The following is a 22,516-nucleotide window of genomic DNA, read 5'->3' as shown; positions in this document are numbered from 1 at the left end:
GGCCTCAAAAATCATCAACTGCACTTATCCGCCCATTAACTTTTCCCAGAGGTCAGGAAATGACCGTTGGGAGGAACCATGGCCGGCATGTCCGACATCGCCTTTTTCAAGACGGAAACGTCCGACCGGCTTTTTGCCGAGCGGCTGGACACGACTTCGGATGCGCGGCTTACCCTGGTGCTCAGCAAGGTCGCGGAGCACCTGCACGCCATCATCCGGGAAACCCGGCCGACCCTGAATGACTGGCGCGCGACGATCGAATTCCTGACGGAAGTCGGCCACCTGTGCGACGACCGGCGCCAGGAGTGGGTCCTGGTGTCAGACCTTCTGGGAATGTCTGCGCTTGTCGATGCGCTCAATTCGGACCGTCCCGATACAGCGACGCCGAATACGATGCGCGGACCGTTCTACCGCCCGGACGCCCCGCTGATGCAACAGGGTGAAAACATCTCGCTTGACGGTGCGGGTACACCTGTCGATGTCACAATTCAACTCATGGACCTTGACGACCGCCCCGTCGCCGGTGCGCGCGTTGAAACCTGGCAAGCCAATGCACAGGGTTTTTACGAAAACCAGCAGCCGGACCTGCAGCCGGAGCACAATCTGCGCGGCCATTTCGTTTCCGACGATGCCGGCCGCGTTTCCTATCGAACCATCCGCCCCTCCGGATACGAAGTGCCGAAGGATGGCCCGCTTGGCGACCTGCTGGCCAGACTCGGCGCGCCGCTTTGCCGCCCTGCCCATGTCCATTTCCAGGTAACGGCGAACGGATTCGAGACCCTGACCACGCAGATCTTCGACGGAGAGGATCCGAACCTCGGCAAAGACCCGCTTTTCAGCGTGAAGCCCGGCCTTATCGGCTCCTTCAAGCAGGCCGGTACGGAAGCGGATACAGCGCTGAAACTCGATATCGACTTCCACCTCAATCCGGTCAGACAGGAGCTTGATGCATGACCCGTGCGTTCACCTACAGAGGCAGCGCAGCCCATATTGTCTTCGGTGCCGGCAAGCGCGCAGAAACAGGGGCCTGGGTGGAAAAGCTCGGTTGCCGGAAAGCGCTGGTCCTGTCAACACCGCATCAGGCGGACGACGGTGCACAGCTTGCCGAAGAGCTTGGGCCCCTTGCCGTCGGTGTCTTCACGAAAGCAGCCATGCACACGCCCGTGGAGGTCACCGAAGAGGCCACGGCGCTTGTAAAGGCGTCCGGCGCGGACTGCGTCGTTTCGCTTGGCGGCGGCTCCACGACCGGCCTCGGCAAGGCAATTGCCTACCGGACAGACCTGCCCCAGATCGTCATCCCGACAACCTATGCCGGGTCCGAGGTAACGCCGATCCTCGGCCAGACGGAAGGTGGCCGCAAGACAACGGTGCGCGGCGACAGCATCTTGCCGGAGGTTGTGATCTACGACCCGGATCTGACAGCCGGGCTGCCGCTGACCATGACGATCACCAGCGGCCTGAACGCCATGGCCCATGCCGCCGAAGCGCTTTATGCGCAGGACCGCAATCCCGTTTCCAGTCTGATGGCCGCCGAAGGTCTGGCAGCCTTCAGCGAGGCTCTGCCTTTGCTCAAGGCGGACCCGGCAGATACCGAGGCCCGCTCCGCAGCGCTCTATGGTGCGTGGCTCTGCGGCACGGTCCTCGGTACTGTCGGCATGGCCCTTCATCACAAGATCTGCCACACGCTCGGCGGCAGTTTCGATACGCCGCACGCGGAAACCCACGCCATCATGCTGCCGCATACCGTCGGGTTCAACGCGGGTGCCGTTCCCAACCAGTTGGAGCCGCTTGCCGAACTGTTCGGGACAACACCCGGTGCGGGCCTTTTCGATTTCTCGGCACGTATCGGCGCGCCGCTGGCGCTCAAGGACCTTGGCCTGAGCGAAGCAGACCTTGAGCGCGCCGCCGACATTGCAACTGAAAACCCTTACTGGAACCCGCGCCCGATCGACCGCGCGTCCATCCGTAATCTGCTGCAGGACGCCTGGGAAGGTACGCGCCCCGCAGTCTGACCACATGGTCTGGGAGGAACCAACATGTTGAATAGACGCACATTCTTGAAATCGACCGCGGCAACGGCCGCTCTTGCAGGCTCGTCGGGTCTGGCCCTGCCTGCCCGCGCGCAGGGAACGCCGATCAAGCTCGGCTATGTAAGCCCGCAAACCGGCCCCCTCGCCGCTTTCGCCGAAGCCGACAACTTCATCATCAGCGGTTTCAACGCTGCCGCGAAGGCAGAAGGCCTCAACATCGAGGTGATCGTCAAGGACAGCCAGTCGAACCCCAACCGGGCCGCGGAAGTCGCCCGCGAACTGATCATCGACGATGAGATCAACCTGATGCTGGTGGCCTCCACCCCGGAAACCACCAATCCGGTCACGACCACATGCGAAAGCGAAGAAATTCCCTGCATCTCGACGGTCGCGCCCTGGCAGCCCTGGTTCATCGGCCAGCAGGGCAACCCAGGCGATCCTGGAAGCTGGGAGCCGTTCTACTACTCCTACCATTTCTTCTGGGGCCTGGAGGATGTCATCGCGGTCTTTACCAACATGTGGGGACAGCTCGACACCAACAAGCAGGTCGGCGGTCTCTTCCCCAATGACGGCGACGGCAATGCATGGGGCGACCCGAATGTGGGCTTTCCCCCCGTGCTTGAGAAGCTCGGTTACGGCCTGACCGACCCCGGGCGCTACCAGAACCTGACGGACGATTTCACCGCGCAGATCAACGCCTTCAAACAGGCGAATGCGGACATCGTCACGGGAGTGATGATCCCGCCGGATTTCACCACGTTCTGGACACAGGCCAAGCAACAGGGCTTCACGCCCAAAGTCGCTTCGATCGGCAAGGCGATCCTGTTCCCGCAGGCTGTCGAAGCGCTCGGCGATGCCGGCAACAACCTCTCGTCGGAAGTCTGGTGGAGCCCGACACACCCGTTCTCGTCCTCGCTCACGGGTGAAAGCTCCGGCCAGCTTGCATCGGGTTTCACCGAAGCCACCGGACGACCCTGGACACAGCCCATCGGATTCGTGCACGCGCTCTTCGAACTGGCGGCGGATGTCATGAAGCGCGCCGGTGATCCGACGGACGCCGACGAGGTTTCGGAAGTCATCGCGGCAACGAAACTCGACACCATCGTCGGGCCCATTGCCTGGGATGGGAAGGGCCTTCCGCCCTTTGCCCAGAAGAACGTTGCCAAGACGCCACTGGTCGGCGGTCAGTGGCGTCTGAAGGACGGTGGTGGCTACGACCTGGTCATCACCGACAACCAGACCGCGCCGGACATTCCGACCGGCGGCAAGATGGAACCGATCACCTGAGGATTGACGGTCGTGGACCTGGTGTCCGCGCCCGGCTTGAGGGAGTGAACCAATGACGATCCTGGCGCTTGACAATGTGTCGAAGGCCTTTGGTGCGCTGCGCGTTTCGCAACACATTACCTTTGATCTCGCGAATGGCGAGGCCCTGGGGGTGATCGGACCGAACGGCGCCGGCAAGTCGACCTTGTTCAATCTGATCACCGGCAATCTGCCGGTCGATGAGGGCCGGATCGAATTTCTCGGCCGGGACGTGACACATGTCCCGCCGATGGAACGGTGCCTGAGCGGGCTGGGCCGTACATTTCAAATCCCGCAGCCCTTTGAAAAACTGACGGTTTTCGAAAATCTCGTCGTTGCCGGGGCCTTCGGCAACAGACTGCCGGAAAGCGCGGTTTCCGATGAATGCGCGGATATCCTTGTCGAGACGGGGCTGATCGGAAAGGCCAATGAAGTCGCCGGGCGTCTAAGCCTTCTGGAGCGCAAACGCCTGGAGCTGGCCCGCGCCATGGCGACCCGGCCCAAGGTGCTTCTGCTCGACGAGATCGCAGGCGGGCTCACCGAGGGCGAATGCCACGCGCTAGTCGCGACCATCAAGAAGATCCATTCCGGCGGCATGTCGATCATCTGGATCGAACACGTCCTCAATGCCCTGACTTCCGTCGCCGGACGCCTTCTGGTGCTCGACTTCGGCAAGGTGATCGGCATCGGCGAACCGGACGCCATCATGAACTCGCAGGAAGTGCGTGAAATCTATCTCGGGATCGATGTGTGATGGCATTGCTTCAGACAGACAATCTCACCGCCCACTACGGCGACTTCCAGGCGCTCTTCGGGGTCGATATCCGGCTCCAGGAGGGCGAGACCGTTGCCATCATCGGCGCGAACGGGGCCGGCAAGACCACACTGATGCGCTCGATCTCCGGTGTTCTCACCAACCGGGCGGACGCGATCATATTCGACAACGACCGGATCGGTTCCGCCCACGCGGCCGATATCGTGAAGAAGGGCATCGCCATGGTGCCCGAGGGGCGCAAACTCTTTCCCTCGCTCAGTGTCGAGGAAAATCTCCTCATCGGCGCGCACGGCCGCAAGGTGAGCGGCGCATGGACGCTTGAATCCGTCTACGAGATGTTTCCGGTTCTGAAAGAGCGCCGGCTCAATCCCGGCACGGCCCTTTCAGGCGGTCAGCAGCAGATGGTCGCGATCGGACGGGCGCTGATGTCCAATCCGCGCGTGCTCCTTTGCGATGAAATCAGCCTGGGCCTCGCGCCGGTGATCATCAAGGACATCTACGCCGCGCTGCCGAAAATCAAGGAAACCGGCACCTCCATCGTCGTGGTGGAACAGGATATCGGCCAGGCGCTGAAAGTCGCCGACCGCGTCTACTGCATGATGGAAGGACGGGTCACGCTGGAAGGCGCTCCCTCCGATCTGAGCCGCGATGCCATTCACAACGCCTATTTCGGAGCTGCCGCATGATTTGGGCCGACACAATCGTCCAAGGGGTCCTGCTCGGCGGCCTCTATGCGCTCTTTGCCGCAGGGCTCAGCCTTGTCTTCGGAATCATGCGGCTCGTGAACCTTGCCCATGGCGATCTCATTGTCATGGCCGCCTACCTGATCCTGGTGCTGGTGACGCTGCTCGGTATCGATCCGTTCCTGGCGGCACTGATATCGGCTCCGGTCCTGTTCGGTATCGGCTGGCTGTTGCAGATGCATGTTCTCAACCGGACGCTCGGGCCCGACATCCTGCCGCCACTGCTTGTCACCTTCGGCCTGTCGATCGTGATCCAGAACGCGCTTCTGGAGGGATTTTCCGCCGATAGCCAGCGCCTTTCCGTCGGCGCACTGGAAACCGCGTCTCTGGCACTCGGTCCTCTCAATGTCGGCGTCATGCCGCTTCTGACCTTCCTCTCCGCGGTTCTGGTGATTGTCGGTCTGAACCGGCTGTTTTACAGCACCTCGCTTGGCCGGGCCTTTCGCGCCACATCGGACGACGCCGTCACCGCAAGTCTGATGGGAATCCGTCCCCAGAACATCTTCGCGACCGCAACCGGAATCGCGATGGTCGTCGTGACGATTGCCGCGCTCTATCTCGGAACCCGCGCCAATTTCGACCCGACGATCGGTCCGGCGCGCCTGATCTATGCCTTCGAGGCCGTGATTATCGGCGGGCTTGGTTCGCTCTGGGGCACGCTTGCCGGTGGCATCATCATCGGCGTGGCGCAGACGCTGGGAGCTGCCATCAACCCGGAATGGCAGATCCTTGCCGGTCATGTCGCCTTTGTCATCGTCCTGTTGTTCAGGCCACGCGGTTTGTTCCCGCGGGCCGTGGATTGAGGGGGCTGCCATGACCACATCCACCCAAACAGCCCGAACCGCCTGGTCCGTCGAGACACGGACGCGCACCTCGACGCTGTTCCTCGGCCTTGCCGCCCTTCTCGTGATCGTTCTGGCCTTCGCCCCGTTCTATGCCTCGCGAAGCCTGATCCAGGATCTCTTCTTCATCCTCACCATGCTGGTGCTGGCGCAGGGTTGGAACCTGCTCGCCGGTTATGCGGGCCTCGTCTCCGTGGGACAGCAGGCCTTTGTCGGCATCGGTGCCTACGCCATGTTCGGCGGTGTCATTCTTCTGGATCTCGATCCGCTCGTCTCGATCCTGCTGGGCGGGAGCGCAGCTGCCCTGCTCGCCATCCCGACCGCCTTCTTCACCTTCCGTCTGCAGGGCGCCTATTTCGCCATTGGCACCTGGGTGGTTGCGGAAATCGTGCGCCTGACCGTTGCGCAGTGGAAGGCGCTTGGCGGCGGCACGGGTACATCCCTGCCCCGCAGCGCGACCCGGGACATGTTCGGCCTCGATTTTCTGAAAGACACGTTCGGCTTCAAGACATCCGTGGCCACCGATGTCATCACGTTCTGGCTCGCACTGATCCTGGCTGTCGTCACGGTCGGTGTCGTCTACCGGCTGCTGCGCTCCCGCCAGGGGCTCGGCCTCGCAGCGGTGCGCGACAACCAGAATGCCGCCCGCTCGGTCGGTGTTGACGCGCAGCGCCTGAAGACAATCGTTTACCTGAGTACCGCTTTCATTACAGGTCTCGCAGGCGCATTGATCTACGTGCAGAAGGCGCGGATTTCACCCGACGCCGCCTTCTCCGTGCTGGACTGGACCGCCTACGTAATCTTCATCGTCGTCATCGGCGGTATTGGCACGATCGAGGGGCCGATCATCGGCGTCCTCATCTTCTTCGCCCTACAGAATTCCCTGTCCGGCTACGGCTCCTGGTACCTCCTGGTCCTCGGCCTGCTCGGCATCGTCATCATGCTGTTCGCACCGCGCGGCCTCTGGGGCCTCTTCACAGACCGCACCGGCATCGAACTCTTTCCCATCCGCCGCAGGCTCTCCGGCGGCTCCACCGAAAAACCGGGAGGTTGAAATGAAAAAGTCACTTGCGGCCCTGTGCCTGATCGCAAGCGGTTCCATGGCGGCGGCCGAGGGTCTGCCCGGCATGAAAGGCATGGATCATATCGGCTTCACCGTGCCTGACCTGGAACAGGCGGTTACGTTTTTCACCGGGACGCTCGGCTGCCAGGCGTTTTATCCGCTTGGCCCCTTTTCGGGCGGCGACAGCACCTGGATGGAAGATCACCTCAACGTCGATCCGAAGGCGACCATCCCGGCCATGCGGCTCGTGCGCTGCGCGAACGGCGCCAACCTGGAAATCTTCCAGTACACCGCACCGGACCAGAAAAACGAGCCGCCGCGCAACTCCGACATCGGCGGGCATCACCTCGCCTTCTACACCACCGACATGGATGGCGCGGTCGCTTACCTGCAGGACAAGGGCATCGAGGTGCTGGGTGCGCCGACGACGATGAGCGAGGGCCCGTCCGCCGGTGAAACCTGGGTCTATTTCCTCGCCCCCTGGGGCATGCAGCTTGAACTTGTGAGTTACCCGGACGGCAAGGCCTATGAGGCGGATTTCGAGGCGCGCCTCTGGGATCCCCGGTCCTGATCGATTTTGGAGGAAAGACAAATGGCTGATTTCAGCACCGATGTCCTGATCATCGGCACCGGCCCGGCGGGCTCTGCAACAGCGGCGCTTCTGTCGACCTACGGTATCGAAAACATGGCGATCAACCGCTATCGCTGGCTCGCCAACACGCCGCGTGCGCACATCACCAATCAGCGCACCATGGAGGTCCTCAGGGATCTCGGGCGCGACGTCGAGGACGAAGCCTATCTGTTCGCAGCGCATCAGGAACTGATGGGCGAGAACGTCTTTTGCGAAAGCCTTGCAGGCGAGGAAATCGGCCGCATGAAAAGCTGGGGCAACCATCCGCTGTCCAAGGCGGAACACCTGATGGCCTCGCCCACGATGATGAACGACCTGCCGCAAACCTTCATGGAGCCGCTTCTGTTCAAGACGGCCTGTTCGCGGGGAACCCAGGCGCGCATGTCGTCCCAGTACCTTTCCCACGAACAGGACGCGGAAGGTGTCACCACCACGTGCCTCGACCGGTTGTCGGGAAAGGAATTCACCGTCCGTTCGAAGTATCTTGTCGGTGCCGATGGCGGCAATTCCCTTGTTGCCGAACATGCCGGACTGCCTTTCGAGGGCAAGATGGGTGTCGGCGGATCGATGAACATTCTGTTCAGGGCGGACCTGTCCAAATATGTCGCGCACAGACCATCCGTTCTTTATTGGATCATGCAGCCCGGTGCGGATGTCGGCGGCATCGGCATGGGTCTTGTCAGGATGGTGCGTCCCTGGAACGAGTGGCTGATTGTCTGGGGCTACGACATCAACCAGCCGGCTCCGGAAGTCGATGAAGCCATGGCGACCGACGTTGCCCGCCAGCTGGTGGGCGATCCGGATCTCACGATCGAGCTGATCTCGGCGAACACCTGGACCGTCAACAACATGTACGCGACGCACATGCAGAAGGACCGCGTGTTCATCATGGGCGACGCGGCGCACCGGCATCCGCCGTCGAACGGCCTCGGATCCAACACGTCCATTCAGGACAGTTTCAACCTCGCGTGGAAACTTGCGGCGGTTCTGAAGGGTCAGGCAGGCGAAGCGCTGCTTGACAGCTACAGCGTCGAACGGGCGCCGGTCGCCAGACAGATCGTGACGCGTGCCAACCAGTCCATTGCCGAGTTCGGCCCGATCTTCGAAGCGCTCGGCATGGGCGAAGGCGTCGATCCGGAAGTCATGCAGCAGAACCTGGTTGCCCGCTGCGACAGCACCGATGCCGCCGAGACCCAACGCGAAGCCATCCGCAAGGCGATCGCCTTCAAGAAGTACGAGTTCGACGCCCATGGCGTGGAAATGAACCAGCGCTACAAATCGAGCGCGATCGAAACGGATGGCCAGCCGGAACCGGCATTCGAACGTGATGCCGAACTTCACTACCAGGCAACCACATGGCCCGGAGCCCGCATTCCCCATTGCTGGCTGTTCGATCACGACAGCGGTGACAAGTTCTCGACGCTTGACCTGTGCGGTGGCGGAACCTTCACCCTCTTCACCGGCATCGGCGGCGAAGCCTGGGAAGAAACCGCCAGGTCGGTTGGTGCGGAGTTTGGCCTCAACGTCGTCGTGCACGTGATCGGTCCGCGCCGGAAATACGTCGATCACACCGGTGATTGGGCGCGGGCACGTGAAGTCAGCGACAAGGGCTGCGTTCTGGTGCGCCCGGATCAGCACGTCGCCTGGCGCAGCACGGGGTTGACCAGCGATCCCGCCGGAGATCTCCGGCGCGTCTTTTCCAAAATTCTTGCACGCTAAGGAGAGCCCGATGGAAGCTCACGAACTTGGTTATTTCACCGAAGAAAACTCTGCGGAAGTGGTCACGGGCCGCAACAAGAACGCCAGCGACCCGCGCCTCAAGGAAATCATGGAAGTCGTAACGCGCAAGCTGCACGAGGCGGTCAAGGAGATCGAGCCGACGCAGGAGGAATGGTTCAAGGCCATCCAGTTCCTGACGGCGACGGGCCATAAATGCGATGACTGGCGCCAGGAGTTCATCCTCCTGTCCGATGTGCTCGGCGTCTCCATGCTGGTGGATGCGGTCAACTCGCGCCGTCCGACGGGAGCCTCGGAAAACACCGTCCTCGGCCCGTTCCACCTGGGCGATGCCCCGGAATACGAGATGGGCCACAACATCTGCCTCGACGAGAAAGGCGAAGACCTTCTGGTGCGCGGCATGGTCAAGGATATCGACGGCAACCCGATGGAAGGGGTGAAGATCGATGTCTGGCAGGCCAATGACGAAGGTTTTTACGACGTCCAGCAGAAGGGCATCCAGCCGGAATTCAACCTGCGCGGCGTGTTCCGGACCGGACCAGACGGCAAATACTGGTTCCGGGCGGTCAAGCCGAAGCATTACTCGATCCCGGCAGACGGCCCCGTCGGCGACATGCTCAACCGGCTTGGACGGCACCCGTTCCGGCCGGCTCACCTTCACTACATCGTGTCCAAGGACGGCTACGACGAGCTGACCACGCATATCTTCGACCCGGACGACGAATATATCGATTCCGACAGCGTCTTCGGCGTGAAGAAAAGCCTGATTGCTGACTTCCGCAAGATCGAGGACCCGGAAAAGACCCGGGAGGCCGGCTTCAGCGGGCCCTCTTTCTGGGACGTGGAATTCGATTTCGTGCTGGCACCGAAGAAGGCGTAAGATGTCCAAGCCCTGCATCATCTGCGTCGCGATCACCGGCTCCCTGCCGCGCAAGGAGCACAATCCGGCCGTGCCGATCACGGTTTCCGAGCAGGTCGAAAGCGCCCAGGAGGCGTTCGAGGCCGGGGCAACGATCTGTCATGCGCATGTGCGCAATGACGATCAGACCCCGAGTTCCGATCCGGAAAAATTCGCCCGCCTCAAGGAAGGCCTGGAAAAGCACTGCCCCGGCATGATCATCCAGTTCTCCACCGGCGGCCGGTCCGGCGCGGGCAAGGAACGCGGCGGCATGCTGCCGCTGAAACCGGACATGGCCTCGCTCTCGGTCGGCTCGAATAATTTCCCGACCCGCGTCTATGAAAACGCGCCGGACCTCGTCGACTGGCTGGCCGGGGAAATGAAGACCCACGACGTCAAGCCGGAGATCGAGGCGTTCGACCTCAGCCATATCCACCAGGCGGCGGCAATGAACCGCGACGGACGCATCCCGGGCAACATCTACATCCAGTTCGTCATGGGCGTGAAGAACGCCATGCCCGCGGACAAACACGTATTCGACTACTACGTGAAAACAGTCGAACGCCTGATGCCGGATGCCGAATGGTGCGCCGCCGGTATCGGTGCGAGCCAGATCACCCTGAACGAATGGTCGATTGCCGCCGGCGGCCATGCCCGCACCGGGCTTGAGGACAATATCCGTCTCGACCGGGACCGGCTCGCGCCGTCGAACGCCGCCCTCGTCAAGCGAACGGCGGAGATCTGTGCGGCGAATGACCGGCCGGTCGCAACGGCTTCCGAGGCCCGCACTCTGCTCGGCCTTTCTCAACACACCCCATGAAACACCCAGGACCCTTTCAATGAGCGATCCCTTCGAAGCCGCCCACGCAGAAGCCAGAGAGGCCGCCCGTGCCTTCCAGGTGATGGAACACGCAGCGGACCCGACCACCCTCGAGCTTCTGTTCACTGCCGCCCGCACCCATTACGGCTGGCAAAACCGCGATGTGTCCGAAGAGACACTTCATGCGCTCTATGACATCGCAAAAATGGGTCCGACGTCCATGAACCAGCAGCCTATGCGGGTGCTATTCATCCGCTCGGAGGAGGCTAAGGACCGGCTGGAACCCTGCCTGATGGAAGCCAACAGGCCCAAGATGCGCACCGCACCGGTGACGGCGATCATCGCCTATGACCTCAACTTCTGGGAAGAACTGCCCAAGCTGTTCCCGCCGAACCCGGGTGCCCAGGACATCTTCCGAAACAACTCGACGGCGGCTCAGGTGAACGCCTTCCGGAACGGGACGCTGCAGGGTGCCTATTTCATGCTCGCCGCCAGAGCCGTCGGGCTGGATGTCGGGGCCATGTCCGGTTTCGACAACAACAAGGTGGACGAGGAATTCTTCCATGGCACCTCCCTCAAATCGAATTTTCTGGTGAACCTCGGCTACGCCGATACGTCGAAGATTTTCCGGCGGCTGCCAAGGTTCGACTACGCCGACGTCTGCCAGACACTTTAGGAGGATCATGCAATGTCAGGCCCGCACATCACCAAGGACGACATCCTGAAAGCCTCGGCGGGGATGCTGCAAAAGCAGCTCTTCGTCGTCTTCACCAGCCCGACCAACGGCATGGGGCCGGTCATGGAAAACATCGAAGAGCACCTGAAGTTCCAGGTCGACCTGGAACAGCGAGGCATCATGCTCGGCGCCGGTCCCTTCTGGGCCGATGACGAACACACCTGGAACGGCGAAGGCATGGTGATCATACGTGCCGACAACCTCGCCCACGCGAGAGAGATCGCCGAGACGGACCCGATGCATTCCTCGGGTGCGCGCAGTTTCACGATCCGGCCCTGGCTGCTCAACGAAGGCCGGATCACGGTCGAGGTGAATTTCTCGACAGGACGCCACGCGGTCTCCTGATGACCGCTATTTGGGAGGAACAACGATGAAACGCATGATAGCTGCACTCAGCCTTGTTGTGGCGGCAGCCACAGCACCGGCGCAAGCCGAAACCTACAACCTGACCATGGCTTCCAGCCATCCAACCGTGTTGCCCTGGGTGGGCCAGCTGTCCACGCTGGTGGTCGGCGAATCCAACAAGCGCCTGGAGGCGATGGGATCGGATGACCGGATCGAGTGGACCGAAGCCTATGGCGGATCGCTCTACGGCTTCAAGGACACGCTTGAAGCCGTCGGTGACGGTCTGACCGATGCCGGCTGGGTCGGCACGCTCTGGGAAGGCTCCAAGATGCCGCTCCAGAACATGACCTATTTCACGCCGTTCGTGTCCGACGATCTTGTGGCGACGCTGCAGATCATGAATGAACTGCACCGCGAACTGCCCGCACTGCAAAAGGCCTGGGACGATCAGAATGTCGTTTTCCTCGGGGCCAGCGGTGTGGAAACCTACCACCTTCTGACGAATTTTCCGGTGAATTCCCTGAAGGACCTGGAAGGCCGCAAGATCCTGGCACCCGGCCCGTCTGCCAACTGGATCAAGCATCTGGGCGCGGTTCCGGTGAACGGGGCACTGCCGACCTACTACAACCAGATCCAGACCGGCGTTGCCGACGGCATGGTGGTCATCATCACCGGCGCGTTTCCGAACAAGCATTACGAGGTCGCTCCCTACGTGACGCTTGTGGGGATCGGGGCGCAGATGACCGGTGGTCTCGGCATCAACAAGGATGTCTGGGACGGGCTTTCTGACGATGTGCGCAAGGTGCTGACGGAGCTTGGTGAGGAATACACCGTGGCCCACGCCGAAGAGGTGATGCAGCGCTATGAAAACTTCCTCGCAAAACTGCCGGAGGCCGGCGCGACCGTAACGACCTTGCCGGCCGAGGAAGTCACGGCCTGGTCCGACGGTCTTCCCAATCTTGCCAAGGACTGGTCCGACGCCAATGCCTCCAAAGGCGCTGAAGATGTGCTGCAGGCCTACATGGCCAAGGTGCGTGATGCGGGCCTCGAGCCGCGCATCGACTGGACGCAGAAATAAGCGGAGGGCTCGCCGTGGCGATCACATCAAGACAATTCCGCCACGGCGCCGACCGGACGGTGAACGGGGTCTCCTCGCTCACCGGCGCCGTCAGTGCGGCCGCGTCGATCTGGATCTTCTGCCTGATGCTGCTGATCTGCTCGGACATCATCGGCCGCACATTTTTCAATTCGCCCGTTCAGGGCGTTGCGGAAATCGTTGCCAACTCCATCGTTGCCATCGTTTTTCTGCAGGCAGGTCACACCGTCATGAGCGGGCGCATGACCCGCACCGACATTCTCATCGGCAGTATCGAAGAGCACAGGCCCTTCGCAGCCGCCGTCATGCGCGTGTTCTTTCATCTCGCGGGCATTTTTGTCTTCGCCCTGATCGCCTGGGGCACATGGCCGAAGCTCGTGGATGCCTGGATCGAGAACGAGTTTTTCGGTGCGCAGGGCGTTTTCACCGCGCCTGTCTGGCCGATCAAGGCCTGCCTTTTCGGTGGCTCGATCCTGACATGTCTCGCCTTTGCAACGCAGGTGCTCACCGATGTGAAGGAAATCCTGAATGCCTCGCGCGTGGAACCCCTCACAATCCGCCACTCCGTCGATCTGCCGCCCAAGGGTCTGCCCATCCTGATCGGGTTCGCGCTTCTGCTGATACTCGGTTACGGGGTGTTTTTTGCAGATCTCGGACGGATCGAGATCGGTGTCGCCGCCATCTTCTTCATGCTGATGCTGATCTTCTCCGGCGCGCATATCGCGGTCGTTCTTATCCTGCTCAGCTTCCTCGGCATCTGGCTGATCCGCGACAATCCGAATGTCGCGATGCGCTCGCTGGCACTGGCCGCGGACGGGGCCATCAACCGTTATCTGTTCGGCGTCGTGCCGCTTTTCGTCCTCATGGGCCTGATCGTCGACACGGCGGATATCGGCCGCGATGCCTATCGGGTCGCTGCCTGGATGCTGCAGAAGATCCGGGGCGGCCTGGGCATGGCGACCGTTGCCGCCAACGCCGTTTTTGCCTCGATCACCGGCATTTCCATCGCCTCGGCGGCTGTGTTCTCACGGGTCGCGGTGCCGCAGATGGTGGCCAACGGCTATAACAATCGCTTCGCGCTCGGGGTGGTCGCCGGATCTTCTGTCCTCGGCATGCTGATCCCGCCAAGTCTGCTACTGATCATCTACGGCGTTCTGGCGGAACAGTCCGTCGGCGCGCTTTTCCTCGCTGCCATCGTGCCGGGCATCCTCCTGGCGCTGGTCTTCGGTGTCGGGATCTACCTGATGGCCCGCTTCCGGCCCAAGATGGTGATGCAAAGCGACCGGCCAGCCGTGATCGAGGGCGAAACCTGGGGCACTGCCGTCGTCAAGCTGATCCCGATCACCGTGCTCGTCATCATCGTGCTCGGCGGCATCTATTCCGGCTTCTTCACACCGACGGAAGCGGGCGCGGCAGGAGCTGCTGCCTCCATAGCGGTCGCCGTTGCCAAGGGCAGCCTGACCTGGGCCCGGTTCTGGAAGGTCCTGGTCGACACCGGTCTGGTGTCCGTCTCGATCCTCCTTCTGATCATCGCCGCGTCGATGTATTCCAGGATGCTGACGCTGTCGACGATCCCGCAGGAGATCACCCTGCTGTTCTCCGATGCCGGGCTCGGACTGATGGGTTTCATGATGATCTACCTGCTCCTGGTGATCGTCATGGGCATGATCCTCGATTCCACCTCGATCATGCTGATCCTTCTGCCGCTGTCGCTGCCCATCGTCACCGGGCTTGGCGGCGACCTGATCTGGTTCGGCATCGTCACCGTGATCGCCGTGGAGATCGGTCTCCTGACGCCGCCTTTCGGACTGACGGTCTACGTGGTCAAGGCGACCATCTCGGACAAGAACACCACGCTTGGCGACATCTTCATCGGCACATTTCCGTTCGTGGTCATGATGACGATCGTTACGTTGCTGCTCACCTTCATTCCGGCCCTCAGCCTTGTGTTTGAATAGGAGCTGCCGTGCATTTTGTCGTCTTTGCCAAGGACCGGCCGGATGCGCTGCACCAGCGCCTGGACGTCATCGATCTTCACCGCGCCTATCTCGGCGAGGCCCCTGCCCGCCAAGGCGTAAAGGTGTTGCTGTCCGGCCCGCTTACGGAAGATGATGGCGAGACCATGTGCGGCTCCTTCTTTTTGCTGGATGCGCCAGACCGGACCCGGATCGAACAGCTTTTTGCAGACGACCCGCTCAAGGCCGCGGATGTGTGGGAGACGGTCGAAATCTCTGCCGTCCACGTCCGGCAAAACAACATGAACGGTACCTGAAAGCGGCTTACCGGAACATATCCTCTTCGATCGGTCTGATCAGAGCCGAAGCGGGGACATGCTTCGATTTGTCGAGCCCCCTGATCAGGACAACCGGCTTGCCCTCGTCAGCCTGTCCCATAAGAACGGAGGCCGCCGAAGCGATCTCGTCCGCATGCGCGATCGTTGATACCATGAGTTCTTTGCCGAAAAGATCTGTTTCGCCGCGCTTGTCGATGAAGCTTTCCAGCCCGGCTGCGCCGACCGCGATCCCCGTGGTGCCGTTCCGGAAAGGCCGTCCGAAGCTGTCGGCGATGACGACCGCGAGCGCAACTCCATACCGGTGTTCAAGTACTTCTTTCAGTCTGAAGGCGGAAGCGTCCGGATCTTCAGGCAACAGAAGAATACGGCCTGCGTCGCCTCCCTCAATGTTCGATTGGTCGATGCCGGCCTGCGCCATGACCCAGCCACGCTTGTGCCGGACGATCAGGACGCCCCTGCGTTTGCGGACCACCTCGGTGCTTTCATCCAGGATCGCCTGGACGAGTTGCGGATCCTTGTCGGTTTCAGCGGCAAGCGCGCGTGCGTCTGCTCCGGGCACGATGTCGGCAAGGGTCCGGTAGCGCCCTTCCGCCTTGGAAACGATCTTTTGAGCCAGGACCAGAATATCGCCATCCTTCAGGCTCTGCCCTGCGGCGTGCAAAGACGCGCAGATGAGGTCGCCAAGGTCGTCCCCCGGCTCCACCAGCGGAAAATCGTCAAGCGTTTCAAGGCAAAGACGTGCCACGGCCGCGTCAACCGAAAGCAGCGCGAAGGCGCGGCATCACATGTTCTGCGAACTGGTGCAGGAAGCGGGCCTGATCGGGACCCGGGGCATGAAACACGAGGTGGTTGAAACCAAGATCCGTGTAGGGTCTGATTTTTTCAACGACTTCGTCCGGGTCCGCCGAAACGATCCAGCGGCTGGCGGTCTGGTCTGATGACAGGCTATCGGCGAGTTTTTCCATCTCAAGCGGATCTTCCACGGTCATTTTCTGTTCCGGGGTCAAGGCCAGAGCGCCCCAGAACCGCGTGTCCTCCTTGGCCTGGGCCACGTCCGTGTCAAAGGAAAGCTTGATTTCGATCATGCGGTCGACGGCATCCGGCTGCCGTTCCTGCTGCTGCAAGCCCGCTTCGAGGTTCGGGATAAGCGTTTCGGCGTAAAGCGCGGGGTTCTTGCCTGAGGTGCAAATGAAACCATCGCCAAAGCGTCCCGCATATTTTGCGATCATCGGACCGGCGGCGGCGACATATATCGGGACGGGCTTTTCGGGCCGGTCGTAAATCGTCGCGCTCTCTGTCTTGTAGTAGTCTCCTTCGAAACTGACGCGGTCTTCGCGCCAGAGCTGCCGGATCAGCCGCAGCGCCTCGCGCAGGCGCGCGAACCTTTCCTTCCGTTCCGGCCATTCGCAACCGATGGCGGGCACTTCGTTGAGCCCTTCACCGGTGCCGACCCCCAAGATGATCCGCTCGGGAAACATCGAACCGAGTGTGCCGAAAGCCTGAGCGATCATGGCCGGGTGGTGACGGAATGTCGGTGTCAGCACCGAAGTTCCGAGCTGGATTCTCCTGGTCTGGGCCCCTGTCGCACCGAGCCAGACAAGGGCATGGGGTGCATGGCCGCCCGTGTGCCGCCATGGCTGGTAGTGATCGGAGATAAACGCGCTGTCCAGTCCGAGATCCTCGGCCAGCACTGCATATTCCATCAATGCCCGGGGTGTGAACTGTTCTGCCGACGCTTTATAGCCGATGCGAAACATTGGGATACTCCAGTCGAGTTTTAAAATTACTATGCTTGTTGCGATTGCCGCAGGCGTTTGCCCGTAAACGGCGTGTTCACCATCGCGTCCAGAGGGGCGGCCTGCATGGCGCGCTGCCTGCGTTCCTCGGACACCGGTCCGTAAACGGTGGAGCGTTGAACGGGCTCTCGGCCAATCGACCGGATCAGATCCTCCATCTGCCACGGTGCGAATTCCTGGCCGTGAACGGCACCGGCCGCCCGCGTGATGCTCTCGTTCATCAACGTGCCGCCGAGGTCGTCAGCACCGGAACGCAGGCACACTTCGGCCCCCTCGGGACCCATCTTCACCCAGGACGTCTGAATGTGATCTATCGCGCCATGGAACACGATCCGGGCAACTGCATGCATCAGAACCGCCTCTCGCCAGGTCGGTCCACGGCGGGAATGACCGCGAAGATACATCGGCGCTTCCAGCGCCACGAAAGGAAGCGGAACAAATTCGGTAAAGCCGTTGAACTTCAGCTGGTGACGTCTCAGCCGCAACAGGTGGCGGGCCCAGTTCACCGGGGCTTCCACATGGCCGTACATGATCGTTGAAGTGCTCTTCAGACCGAGACCATGCGCCGCCTCCATGACGTCAAACCACTGGTCGGTCGTGATCTTGTCCGGAGCAATGAGCGCGCGTATCTCGTCATCCAGAATTTCGGCGGCCGTCCCGGGCAAGGAGGACAGTCCGGCTTCTTTCAGAAGCGACAGGAACTCGGTCAGCGAGAGGCCGATGCTTCTGGCTCCCTGCCAGATCTCCAGTGGCGAAAAGGCGTGAATGTGAATGCCGGGCGCGGCCTGCCGTGCGACCCGCAGCAGATTGAGATAGGTCTCGCCGGTGTAATCGGGGTGAATTCCTCCCTGGAGGCAAATCTCGGTGCCTCCCCGGTCCCAGGCTTCTGAAACGCGCCTGGCGAATTCCTTCATATCCAGATCGTAGGCGGGCCCGCGCAACGTCTCGTGCGTCTTGCCTTTCGAAAACGCGCAGAACGCACAGCTATAGGTGCACACGTTGGTGTAGTTGATGTTCCGCGTGACGACGTAGTGGATTTCATCGCGGTTCACGCTTTGCCGCAGCCGGTTGGCATGATCGCAGACAGCGTGAAAGCTCTTTCCCCGGGCCGCAAAAAGGGAAACGATCTGCCTTTCGTCCAGTTCCGTTCCAGGTGGCAGGTCCAGTATCTCCCGGATGGCGGGATCGACCGATCCGCCCGGGCGGATCACGGGTGGTGTTTCAAGAGCACCGGGTGTCCAGCGTCCTTCGAATGCGAGACCTTCGGCATCGCTTGCTCGAAGCACACTGGTGCGCATATTCGGGTCGAGCCATGTCTCCGCGTTCTTCAGAAAGCGCGGATAAATTGTCAGACGCGGCGCCAGTGTTTTCCCACCCGAGGCTGTGATGTCCGACAGCCTGTCCAAGGACGGCCACGGCGCTTCGGGATTGACGTGATCGATTGTCACCGGCGAAACACCGCCCCAGTCATTTATTCCGGCTTCCAGCAATTCCGCGCCGCTGCCGGCTGCAAGATTGGGCGGTGCCTGCAGGCTGATGTCGTCGGGCAACAGCAATCTGGCGGCGGCAATGGTCCACTGGTGTTCAAACGGGTCCGCAGGCGGAAAGGCCCGCATTTTCGTATCCGGCTTTGGAAGGAAGTTCTGAATGATAACTTCCTGCACGTGGCCATAGCGTTCATGGGATGCACGGATTTTCAGGATGGCGTCGATGCGTTCCTCTCGCGTTTCGCCAATGCCGACCAGCAGCCCGGTCGTAAATGCGACACCGGCCTGACCGGCCGCATCGAGCGTGTCAAGCCGCACGCGAGGTGCCTTGTCAGGACTGCCGAAGTGAGGTCCGCCTCTGGCCGAAAGGCGTTCAGACGTCGTTTCCAGCATCATGCCCATCGACGCTGCAAACGGCTTGAGCTGCGCAAACTCTTCCCTTGTCAGCGTTCCGGGGTTCAGATGCGGCAGCAGCGTAGTCTGATCCCTGACCAGCCCGGCGACATGAGCCAGGTAGTCAAGCGTGGTCTCGAACCCGAGCCTGTCCAGAGCCTCCCGTGCTGCCTTGTATCGCAGCTCCGGTTTTTCGCCCAGGGTGAACAACGCTTCGCTGCAGCCCGCCTTTTCGCCCTGCCGGGCGATTTCAAGCACTTCTTCAGGCTCGAGATAGGCTTTCTGACCGCTGCGCAGCGGCTTGGCAAACGTGCAGTAATGACAGACATCGCGGCACGCCTTTGTCAGCGGAATGAAGACCTTGGGCGAATAGGTGACGATCGAACCGAAGCCGGCATCCCGTTTCGCCCGGCTCTCAGCCATCAGGCCGCTGATGTCGTCTGCGCCCATGATCGAGCTGATAAGCGAGCGGTGCTGGTGTATGTTCATCGTGCGAACCTCACGGAACCTTCCGAAGCGGGCTTCAGGTTTTCCAGGCTTCGGGTGGTGAATTTGCCTGGCGGAACTGCCGTTAAGCGGAGAATGTCTTCCGGCGTGTCACAGTCGCATTCAATGTTGCGCAGCCTGAGCATGTGCATCTCAACCCCGCTTTCCCGCGCCAGGCGTGTGTGCGCCTCGAAGCTGTCCGGTCCGAACGAATACCGAAGCGGCATGGTCCGGTGCAGCAGGAGCGCATTCGTTCCCGTGCGCAGGTGATCAGGCACGATCACGGCCGCACGGCCTTCACGGCCGGCGTCCACGACTGCGTCGGCATCTTGCGGGCGAAGTGCCGGAATGTCCGACGGGAAAACAACGATGATCGACGCGCCCATGGACAACAGTTCGGAACGCCCTGCTTCCAGCGCGGCGTTCAGATCCAGCCCGGGATCGTCAAGGCAGAGCGCACCTGCACGGGTTGCGATGGCGTGTGCTTGTTCGTCGCTGCTCACCACCGCAATCCTTTCGATCCCGGTAGAAGCGGCAAGCGCGGCAAGCGTATCCTCATACATGGCACGGGCAAGTCCGGCCCGTTGTGCATCCGGCAACCAGGTGCCGAGGCGGGTCTTCGCCTCTGCAAATTTCTTCACCGGAAGGAGCGCCCACACCGTCATGTCACGATCCTTCAAGCTTGCGTGCGAAATCGAGGACGGACCTTGCCAGGCTCGATTTCGCTTCCAGATCGACCATCATCGTATCATGCGTTGTTGCGGCGAGACCTGAACCGATCCTTTCGAACTCCGGCACCTGGTCTGCGTCCCGGGTGTCAACCACATAGCCGTCGTACAAATCCGCGTGGATGGACGCCGCTGCTGCAGCGGTCACCGGAAGGCCGAAGCCTTTCATCATGGCCGCGGTCGGACCTTTGATCGCTTCGCCGCCGACAACAGGCGTGACGCCGACGACCGGGGCCGGACACCGCGCAAGCAAATCCGCCATCCCCGGCACCGCCAGGATCGGGGCAATCGACAAATAGGGATTGGACGGACACACTATCACGGCAGCAAGCGCGGGATCATCAAAGGCGTCCCGGACTTCCTGCGTCACGGTCGCCTGTTCGCTTCCCCTGAAAACGACGTCCACGACCTGGGGAGCGCATTTTGCTTCCACAAACCACTCATGAAACTCGTAGTCGCGGTCCGAACATCTTATCTGGGTGCTGACCGCATCATCCGACATGGGAAGTATCCTGCTGGTCAGCCCGAAGCGTTTTGCAAAATCGGCGGTAATGTCCGTCAGACGATCTCCGCGCGCCATTCGCATCGTCCGCAGCAGGTTCAGCCCGAGATCCTTGTCACCCAGATTGAACCAGACATCCTCGCCAAGTTCGCGTAGCGTATCCATTGCGTTCCAGGTTTCATCGGACCGTCCCCACCCGCGCTGCAAATCCGCCCGGCCGGACAGCGTGTAGAGCTGCGTGTCGATATCGGGCGTCACGAACAGGCCATAGTGAAGCGAATCGTCGCCCGTGTTCACGACGATCGTCAGATCTTCCGGCGGCATGACGTTTGCCAGACCTTGCGAGAGCTTTGCGCCACCAACACCACCGGACAGCGCTATCACTTTTTTTGAACCCATTCGGGGTCTACCTCGTAGCGCGGTTCAGTGTCTGGGGGGTGCCTTGAATTCAACGGACCCGACGCGAGTTTCAAGTAGTGCCCAAGAACGGGCATTGATCAAGTGGTTGAGTGCATAAATTTTTATCAAATGGTCAAAAAATATTGACGGCCCCATTGTTTCGCGGAAAGGTAACGGCTGACAGCAAGTGCCTGGCGAGAATATGACAGGTGCCGTGACTGGTGCGATTGCAAGGGGAAACCGGGATGGAATTTGGAATTTGCTTCAAGGGTTTTGTCGATGCTGATCGTGCCAAGGCGCTGGTTCGGCAAGCCGAGAATGCCGGCTTCACCTATTGCTGGTTTTACGACAGCCATATCCTCTGGCGGGACAGTTACGTGGCCATGGCGATGTGTATGGAGCACACCCAGCACATGCGGTTCGGTCCGTGCGTGACCAATCCGAACACGCGCGACTGGTCTGTCGCCGCGAGCCTCTTCGGCTCTCTGGCGAAGCAGTCCGGCGGCAGGTTCGACATCGGTATCGGCCGCGGTGACAGCGCCGTGCGCGTCATGGGCATGAAGCCGGCGCCGCTGAAACGCGTCGAAGAGTTCACGGACGTGCTGCGCAAGCTCATAAGAGGTGAAGAAGCCCAGTATGGCGAATGCCCGGAACCCGTGCAATTCCCATGGGCGGTCGGCCACGAGCCGCCGATCTGGATCGCGGCCTACGGGCCGAAAGCACTGGCAACGGCCGGCCGAGTCGGCGACGGGCTGATCCTGCAGATCGCGGATCCCGGTATCTGCAAATGGCTCGGAGACACTGCCCGCAAAGCCGGCGAGGAAGCCGGCCGCAACATGGACAACTACCGGATCATGGCCGCAGCACCCGCATATACGGGAGACATCAAACGCGCGCGCGAGCACGTAAAATGGTTCCCAGCCATGGTCGGCAACCATGTGGCGGACATTGTCGAAAAATACGGATCAGACCACGAAGACATTCCGTCGAGCCTGACGTCCTATATCGAGAAGCGGCGCGGTTACGACTATTCGAAGCACGGGCAGAAGGACAATCCGTTCCTGGACTTCATTACCGATGACATCGTCGATGCCTTTGCCGTCCTGGGAACGACCGATCAGCACATTGCGAAGCTGAAAGAGCTTGAGAAAGCCGGCGTCACCCAGTTCAACATCTATCTCGACAGTGGCGATGAGGAAAAAATCATCGCGGATTACGGCAACGAGATTATCCCGGGCTTCAGGAAAGCCTAGGGTACGGGCTCATAAATGAAGTCAATTTGGTTTGGATCGTTTTGACCAACTGCAAGGAGTGAAAGCGCAGGAAATGTGCTTCATTTTCAAGCCTTTCGCGACGCTGCAGATGGCTGAAACGGCCAAATCCGAAGGACGGCAAAATGGCCTCACCTCGC

Annotated in this window: 22 protein-coding genes; 17 read left to right on the top strand and 5 right to left on the bottom strand. The window is 61.1% G+C overall.

The genetic code is table 11. The features are described 5' to 3' along the window. Window positions 1–78: 78 nt before the first annotated feature. The 16 genes from RBB49_RS23675 to RBB49_RS23600 are packed head-to-tail and all read left to right on the top strand — an operon-like array spanning window position 79 to window position 15,293. Window positions 79–954 (top strand): dioxygenase, encoded by an 876-nt coding sequence (locus RBB49_RS23675; protein ID WP_306145380.1) that lies wholly within the window; start codon window positions 79–81, stop codon window positions 952–954. Further along, a complete protein-coding gene (locus RBB49_RS23670; protein WP_306145379.1) occupies window positions 951–2,012 on the top strand; it encodes a maleylacetate reductase in 1,062 nt (353 codons plus the stop codon). Before RBB49_RS23675 ends, RBB49_RS23670 begins: the two co-directional genes overlap by 4 nt. A gap of 24 nt (window positions 2,013–2,036) precedes the next feature. Continuing rightward, window positions 2,037–3,317 (top strand): ABC transporter substrate-binding protein, encoded by a 1,281-nt coding sequence (locus tag RBB49_RS23665; protein WP_306145378.1) that lies wholly within the window; start codon window positions 2,037–2,039, stop codon window positions 3,315–3,317. Between the two features lie 52 nt (window positions 3,318–3,369). Continuing rightward, a complete protein-coding gene (locus RBB49_RS23660; RefSeq protein WP_306145377.1) occupies window positions 3,370–4,089 on the top strand; it encodes an ABC transporter ATP-binding protein in 720 nt (239 codons plus the stop codon). Then, window positions 4,089–4,796, top strand: a complete 708-nt coding sequence (locus RBB49_RS23655) for an ABC transporter ATP-binding protein (protein ID WP_306145376.1) — start codon at window positions 4,089–4,091, stop codon at window positions 4,794–4,796. Before RBB49_RS23660 ends, RBB49_RS23655 begins: the two co-directional genes overlap by 1 nt. After that, entirely contained in the window at window positions 4,793–5,656 is an 864-nt protein-coding gene (locus RBB49_RS23650; RefSeq protein WP_306145375.1) for a branched-chain amino acid ABC transporter permease, read from the top strand. The genes RBB49_RS23655 and RBB49_RS23650 overlap by 4 nt, the downstream gene beginning before the upstream one ends. Window positions 5,657–5,666: 10 nt before the next feature. Beyond that, a complete protein-coding gene (locus tag RBB49_RS23645; protein ID WP_306145374.1) occupies window positions 5,667–6,749 on the top strand; it encodes a branched-chain amino acid ABC transporter permease in 1,083 nt (360 codons plus the stop codon). A gap of 1 nt (window position 6,750) precedes the next feature. Next, on the top strand, window positions 6,751–7,329 hold the full coding sequence (locus RBB49_RS23640) for a VOC family protein (RefSeq protein WP_306145373.1): 579 nt from the start codon (window positions 6,751–6,753) through the stop codon (window positions 7,327–7,329). 21 nt (window positions 7,330–7,350) lie between these two features. Further along, window positions 7,351–9,108 carry an FAD-dependent monooxygenase gene (locus tag RBB49_RS23635; protein ID WP_306145372.1) on the top strand — a complete coding sequence of 586 codons (1,758 nt, stop codon included), beginning with the start codon at window positions 7,351–7,353 and terminating at the stop codon, window positions 9,106–9,108. Window positions 9,109–9,118: 10 nt separating this feature from the next. After that, window positions 9,119–10,006 (top strand): intradiol ring-cleavage dioxygenase, encoded by an 888-nt coding sequence (locus RBB49_RS23630; protein ID WP_306145371.1) that lies wholly within the window; start codon window positions 9,119–9,121, stop codon window positions 10,004–10,006. Between the two features lies 1 nt (window position 10,007). Continuing rightward, window positions 10,008–10,844 carry a 3-keto-5-aminohexanoate cleavage protein gene (locus RBB49_RS23625; protein WP_306145370.1) on the top strand — a complete coding sequence of 279 codons (837 nt, stop codon included), beginning with the start codon at window positions 10,008–10,010 and terminating at the stop codon, window positions 10,842–10,844. Window positions 10,845–10,863: 19 nt separating this feature from the next. Beyond that, window positions 10,864–11,520, top strand: coding sequence for a malonic semialdehyde reductase (locus tag RBB49_RS23620; protein WP_306145369.1), 657 nt, complete (start codon window positions 10,864–10,866; stop codon window positions 11,518–11,520). 12 nt (window positions 11,521–11,532) lie between these two features. Beyond that, window positions 11,533–11,925 carry a YciI family protein gene (locus tag RBB49_RS23615; RefSeq protein ID WP_306145368.1) on the top strand — a complete coding sequence of 131 codons (393 nt, stop codon included), beginning with the start codon at window positions 11,533–11,535 and terminating at the stop codon, window positions 11,923–11,925. Window positions 11,926–11,950: 25 nt separating this feature from the next. Then, complete coding sequence (locus RBB49_RS23610) at window positions 11,951–13,003, top strand: C4-dicarboxylate TRAP transporter substrate-binding protein (RefSeq protein ID WP_306145367.1); 1,053 nt, start codon at window positions 11,951–11,953, stop codon at window positions 13,001–13,003. A gap of 14 nt (window positions 13,004–13,017) precedes the next feature. Then, complete coding sequence (locus RBB49_RS23605) at window positions 13,018–14,979, top strand: TRAP transporter large permease subunit (RefSeq protein WP_306145366.1); 1,962 nt, start codon at window positions 13,018–13,020, stop codon at window positions 14,977–14,979. A gap of 8 nt (window positions 14,980–14,987) precedes the next feature. Next, window positions 14,988–15,293, top strand: a complete 306-nt coding sequence (locus tag RBB49_RS23600; RefSeq protein WP_306145365.1) for a YciI family protein — start codon at window positions 14,988–14,990, stop codon at window positions 15,291–15,293. Window positions 15,294–15,300: 7 nt separating this feature from the next. Here RBB49_RS23600 and cofE read toward each other — a convergent pair whose 3' ends face one another. The 5 genes from cofE to cofD are packed head-to-tail and all read right to left on the bottom strand — an operon-like array spanning window position 15,301 to window position 21,105. Next, window positions 15,301–16,059 (bottom strand): coenzyme F420-0:L-glutamate ligase, encoded by a 759-nt coding sequence (gene cofE / locus RBB49_RS23595; protein ID WP_306145364.1) that lies wholly within the window; start codon window positions 16,057–16,059, stop codon window positions 15,301–15,303. A gap of 7 nt (window positions 16,060–16,066) precedes the next feature. Continuing rightward, complete coding sequence (gene fgd, locus RBB49_RS23590) at window positions 16,067–17,071, bottom strand: glucose-6-phosphate dehydrogenase (coenzyme-F420) (RefSeq protein ID WP_306145363.1); 1,005 nt, start codon at window positions 17,069–17,071, stop codon at window positions 16,067–16,069. 29 nt (window positions 17,072–17,100) lie between these two features. Further along, window positions 17,101–19,479 carry a 5-amino-6-(D-ribitylamino)uracil--L-tyrosine 4-hydroxyphenyl transferase CofH gene (gene cofH / locus RBB49_RS23585; RefSeq protein ID WP_306145362.1) on the bottom strand — a complete coding sequence of 793 codons (2,379 nt, stop codon included), beginning with the start codon at window positions 19,477–19,479 and terminating at the stop codon, window positions 17,101–17,103. Next, a complete protein-coding gene (gene cofC, locus RBB49_RS23580; protein ID WP_306145361.1) occupies window positions 19,476–20,141 on the bottom strand; it encodes a 2-phospho-L-lactate guanylyltransferase in 666 nt (221 codons plus the stop codon). Before cofC ends, cofH begins: the two co-directional genes overlap by 4 nt. Before the next feature lies 1 nt (window position 20,142). Next, complete coding sequence (cofD, locus tag RBB49_RS23575; RefSeq protein WP_306145360.1) at window positions 20,143–21,105, bottom strand: 2-phospho-L-lactate transferase; 963 nt, start codon at window positions 21,103–21,105, stop codon at window positions 20,143–20,145. 245 nt (window positions 21,106–21,350) lie between these two features. Here cofD and RBB49_RS23570 point away from each other — a divergent pair, with 245 nt between their 5' ends. Next, a complete protein-coding gene (locus RBB49_RS23570; protein WP_306145359.1) occupies window positions 21,351–22,358 on the top strand; it encodes a TIGR03842 family LLM class F420-dependent oxidoreductase in 1,008 nt (335 codons plus the stop codon). Window positions 22,359–22,516: the final 158 nt, after the last annotated feature.

This window comes from Roseibium sp. MMSF_3412, from assembly GCF_030733265.1.
GTDB lineage: Bacteria > Pseudomonadota > Alphaproteobacteria > Rhizobiales > Stappiaceae > Roseibium.
Note: the sequence above shows the minus strand (reverse complement) of the source record. Positions and strands in the feature narration are given on the sequence as shown.

Excerpts from the sequence above, each read along its gene's own strand:
- RBB49_RS23675 (WP_306145380.1), top strand. The coding sequence starts at position 79 with ATGGCCGGCATGTCCGACATCGCCTTTTTCAAGACGGAAACGTCCGAC.
- RBB49_RS23670 (WP_306145379.1), top strand. The coding sequence starts at position 951 with ATGACCCGTGCGTTCACCTACAGAGGCAGCGCAGCCCATATTGTCTTC.
- RBB49_RS23665 (WP_306145378.1), top strand. The coding sequence starts at position 2,037 with ATGTTGAATAGACGCACATTCTTGAAATCGACCGCGGCAACGGCCGCT.
- RBB49_RS23660 (WP_306145377.1), top strand. The coding sequence starts at position 3,370 with ATGACGATCCTGGCGCTTGACAATGTGTCGAAGGCCTTTGGTGCGCTG.
- RBB49_RS23655 (WP_306145376.1), top strand. The coding sequence starts at position 4,089 with ATGGCATTGCTTCAGACAGACAATCTCACCGCCCACTACGGCGACTTC.
- RBB49_RS23650 (WP_306145375.1), top strand. The coding sequence starts at position 4,793 with ATGATTTGGGCCGACACAATCGTCCAAGGGGTCCTGCTCGGCGGCCTC.
- RBB49_RS23645 (WP_306145374.1), top strand. The coding sequence starts at position 5,667 with ATGACCACATCCACCCAAACAGCCCGAACCGCCTGGTCCGTCGAGACA.
- RBB49_RS23640 (WP_306145373.1), top strand. The coding sequence starts at position 6,751 with ATGAAAAAGTCACTTGCGGCCCTGTGCCTGATCGCAAGCGGTTCCATG.
- RBB49_RS23635 (WP_306145372.1), top strand. The coding sequence starts at position 7,351 with ATGGCTGATTTCAGCACCGATGTCCTGATCATCGGCACCGGCCCGGCG.
- RBB49_RS23630 (WP_306145371.1), top strand. The coding sequence starts at position 9,119 with ATGGAAGCTCACGAACTTGGTTATTTCACCGAAGAAAACTCTGCGGAA.
- RBB49_RS23625 (WP_306145370.1), top strand. The coding sequence starts at position 10,008 with ATGTCCAAGCCCTGCATCATCTGCGTCGCGATCACCGGCTCCCTGCCG.
- RBB49_RS23620 (WP_306145369.1), top strand. The coding sequence starts at position 10,864 with ATGAGCGATCCCTTCGAAGCCGCCCACGCAGAAGCCAGAGAGGCCGCC.
- RBB49_RS23615 (WP_306145368.1), top strand. The coding sequence starts at position 11,533 with ATGTCAGGCCCGCACATCACCAAGGACGACATCCTGAAAGCCTCGGCG.
- RBB49_RS23610 (WP_306145367.1), top strand. The coding sequence starts at position 11,951 with ATGAAACGCATGATAGCTGCACTCAGCCTTGTTGTGGCGGCAGCCACA.
- fgd (WP_306145363.1), bottom strand. The coding sequence starts at position 17,071 with ATGTTTCGCATCGGCTATAAAGCGTCGGCAGAACAGTTCACACCCCGG.
- cofH (WP_306145362.1), bottom strand. The coding sequence starts at position 19,479 with ATGAACATACACCAGCACCGCTCGCTTATCAGCTCGATCATGGGCGCA.
- cofC (WP_306145361.1), bottom strand. The coding sequence starts at position 20,141 with ATGACGGTGTGGGCGCTCCTTCCGGTGAAGAAATTTGCAGAGGCGAAG.
- cofD (WP_306145360.1), bottom strand. The coding sequence starts at position 21,105 with ATGGGTTCAAAAAAAGTGATAGCGCTGTCCGGTGGTGTTGGTGGCGCA.
- RBB49_RS23570 (WP_306145359.1), top strand. The coding sequence starts at position 21,351 with ATGGAATTTGGAATTTGCTTCAAGGGTTTTGTCGATGCTGATCGTGCC.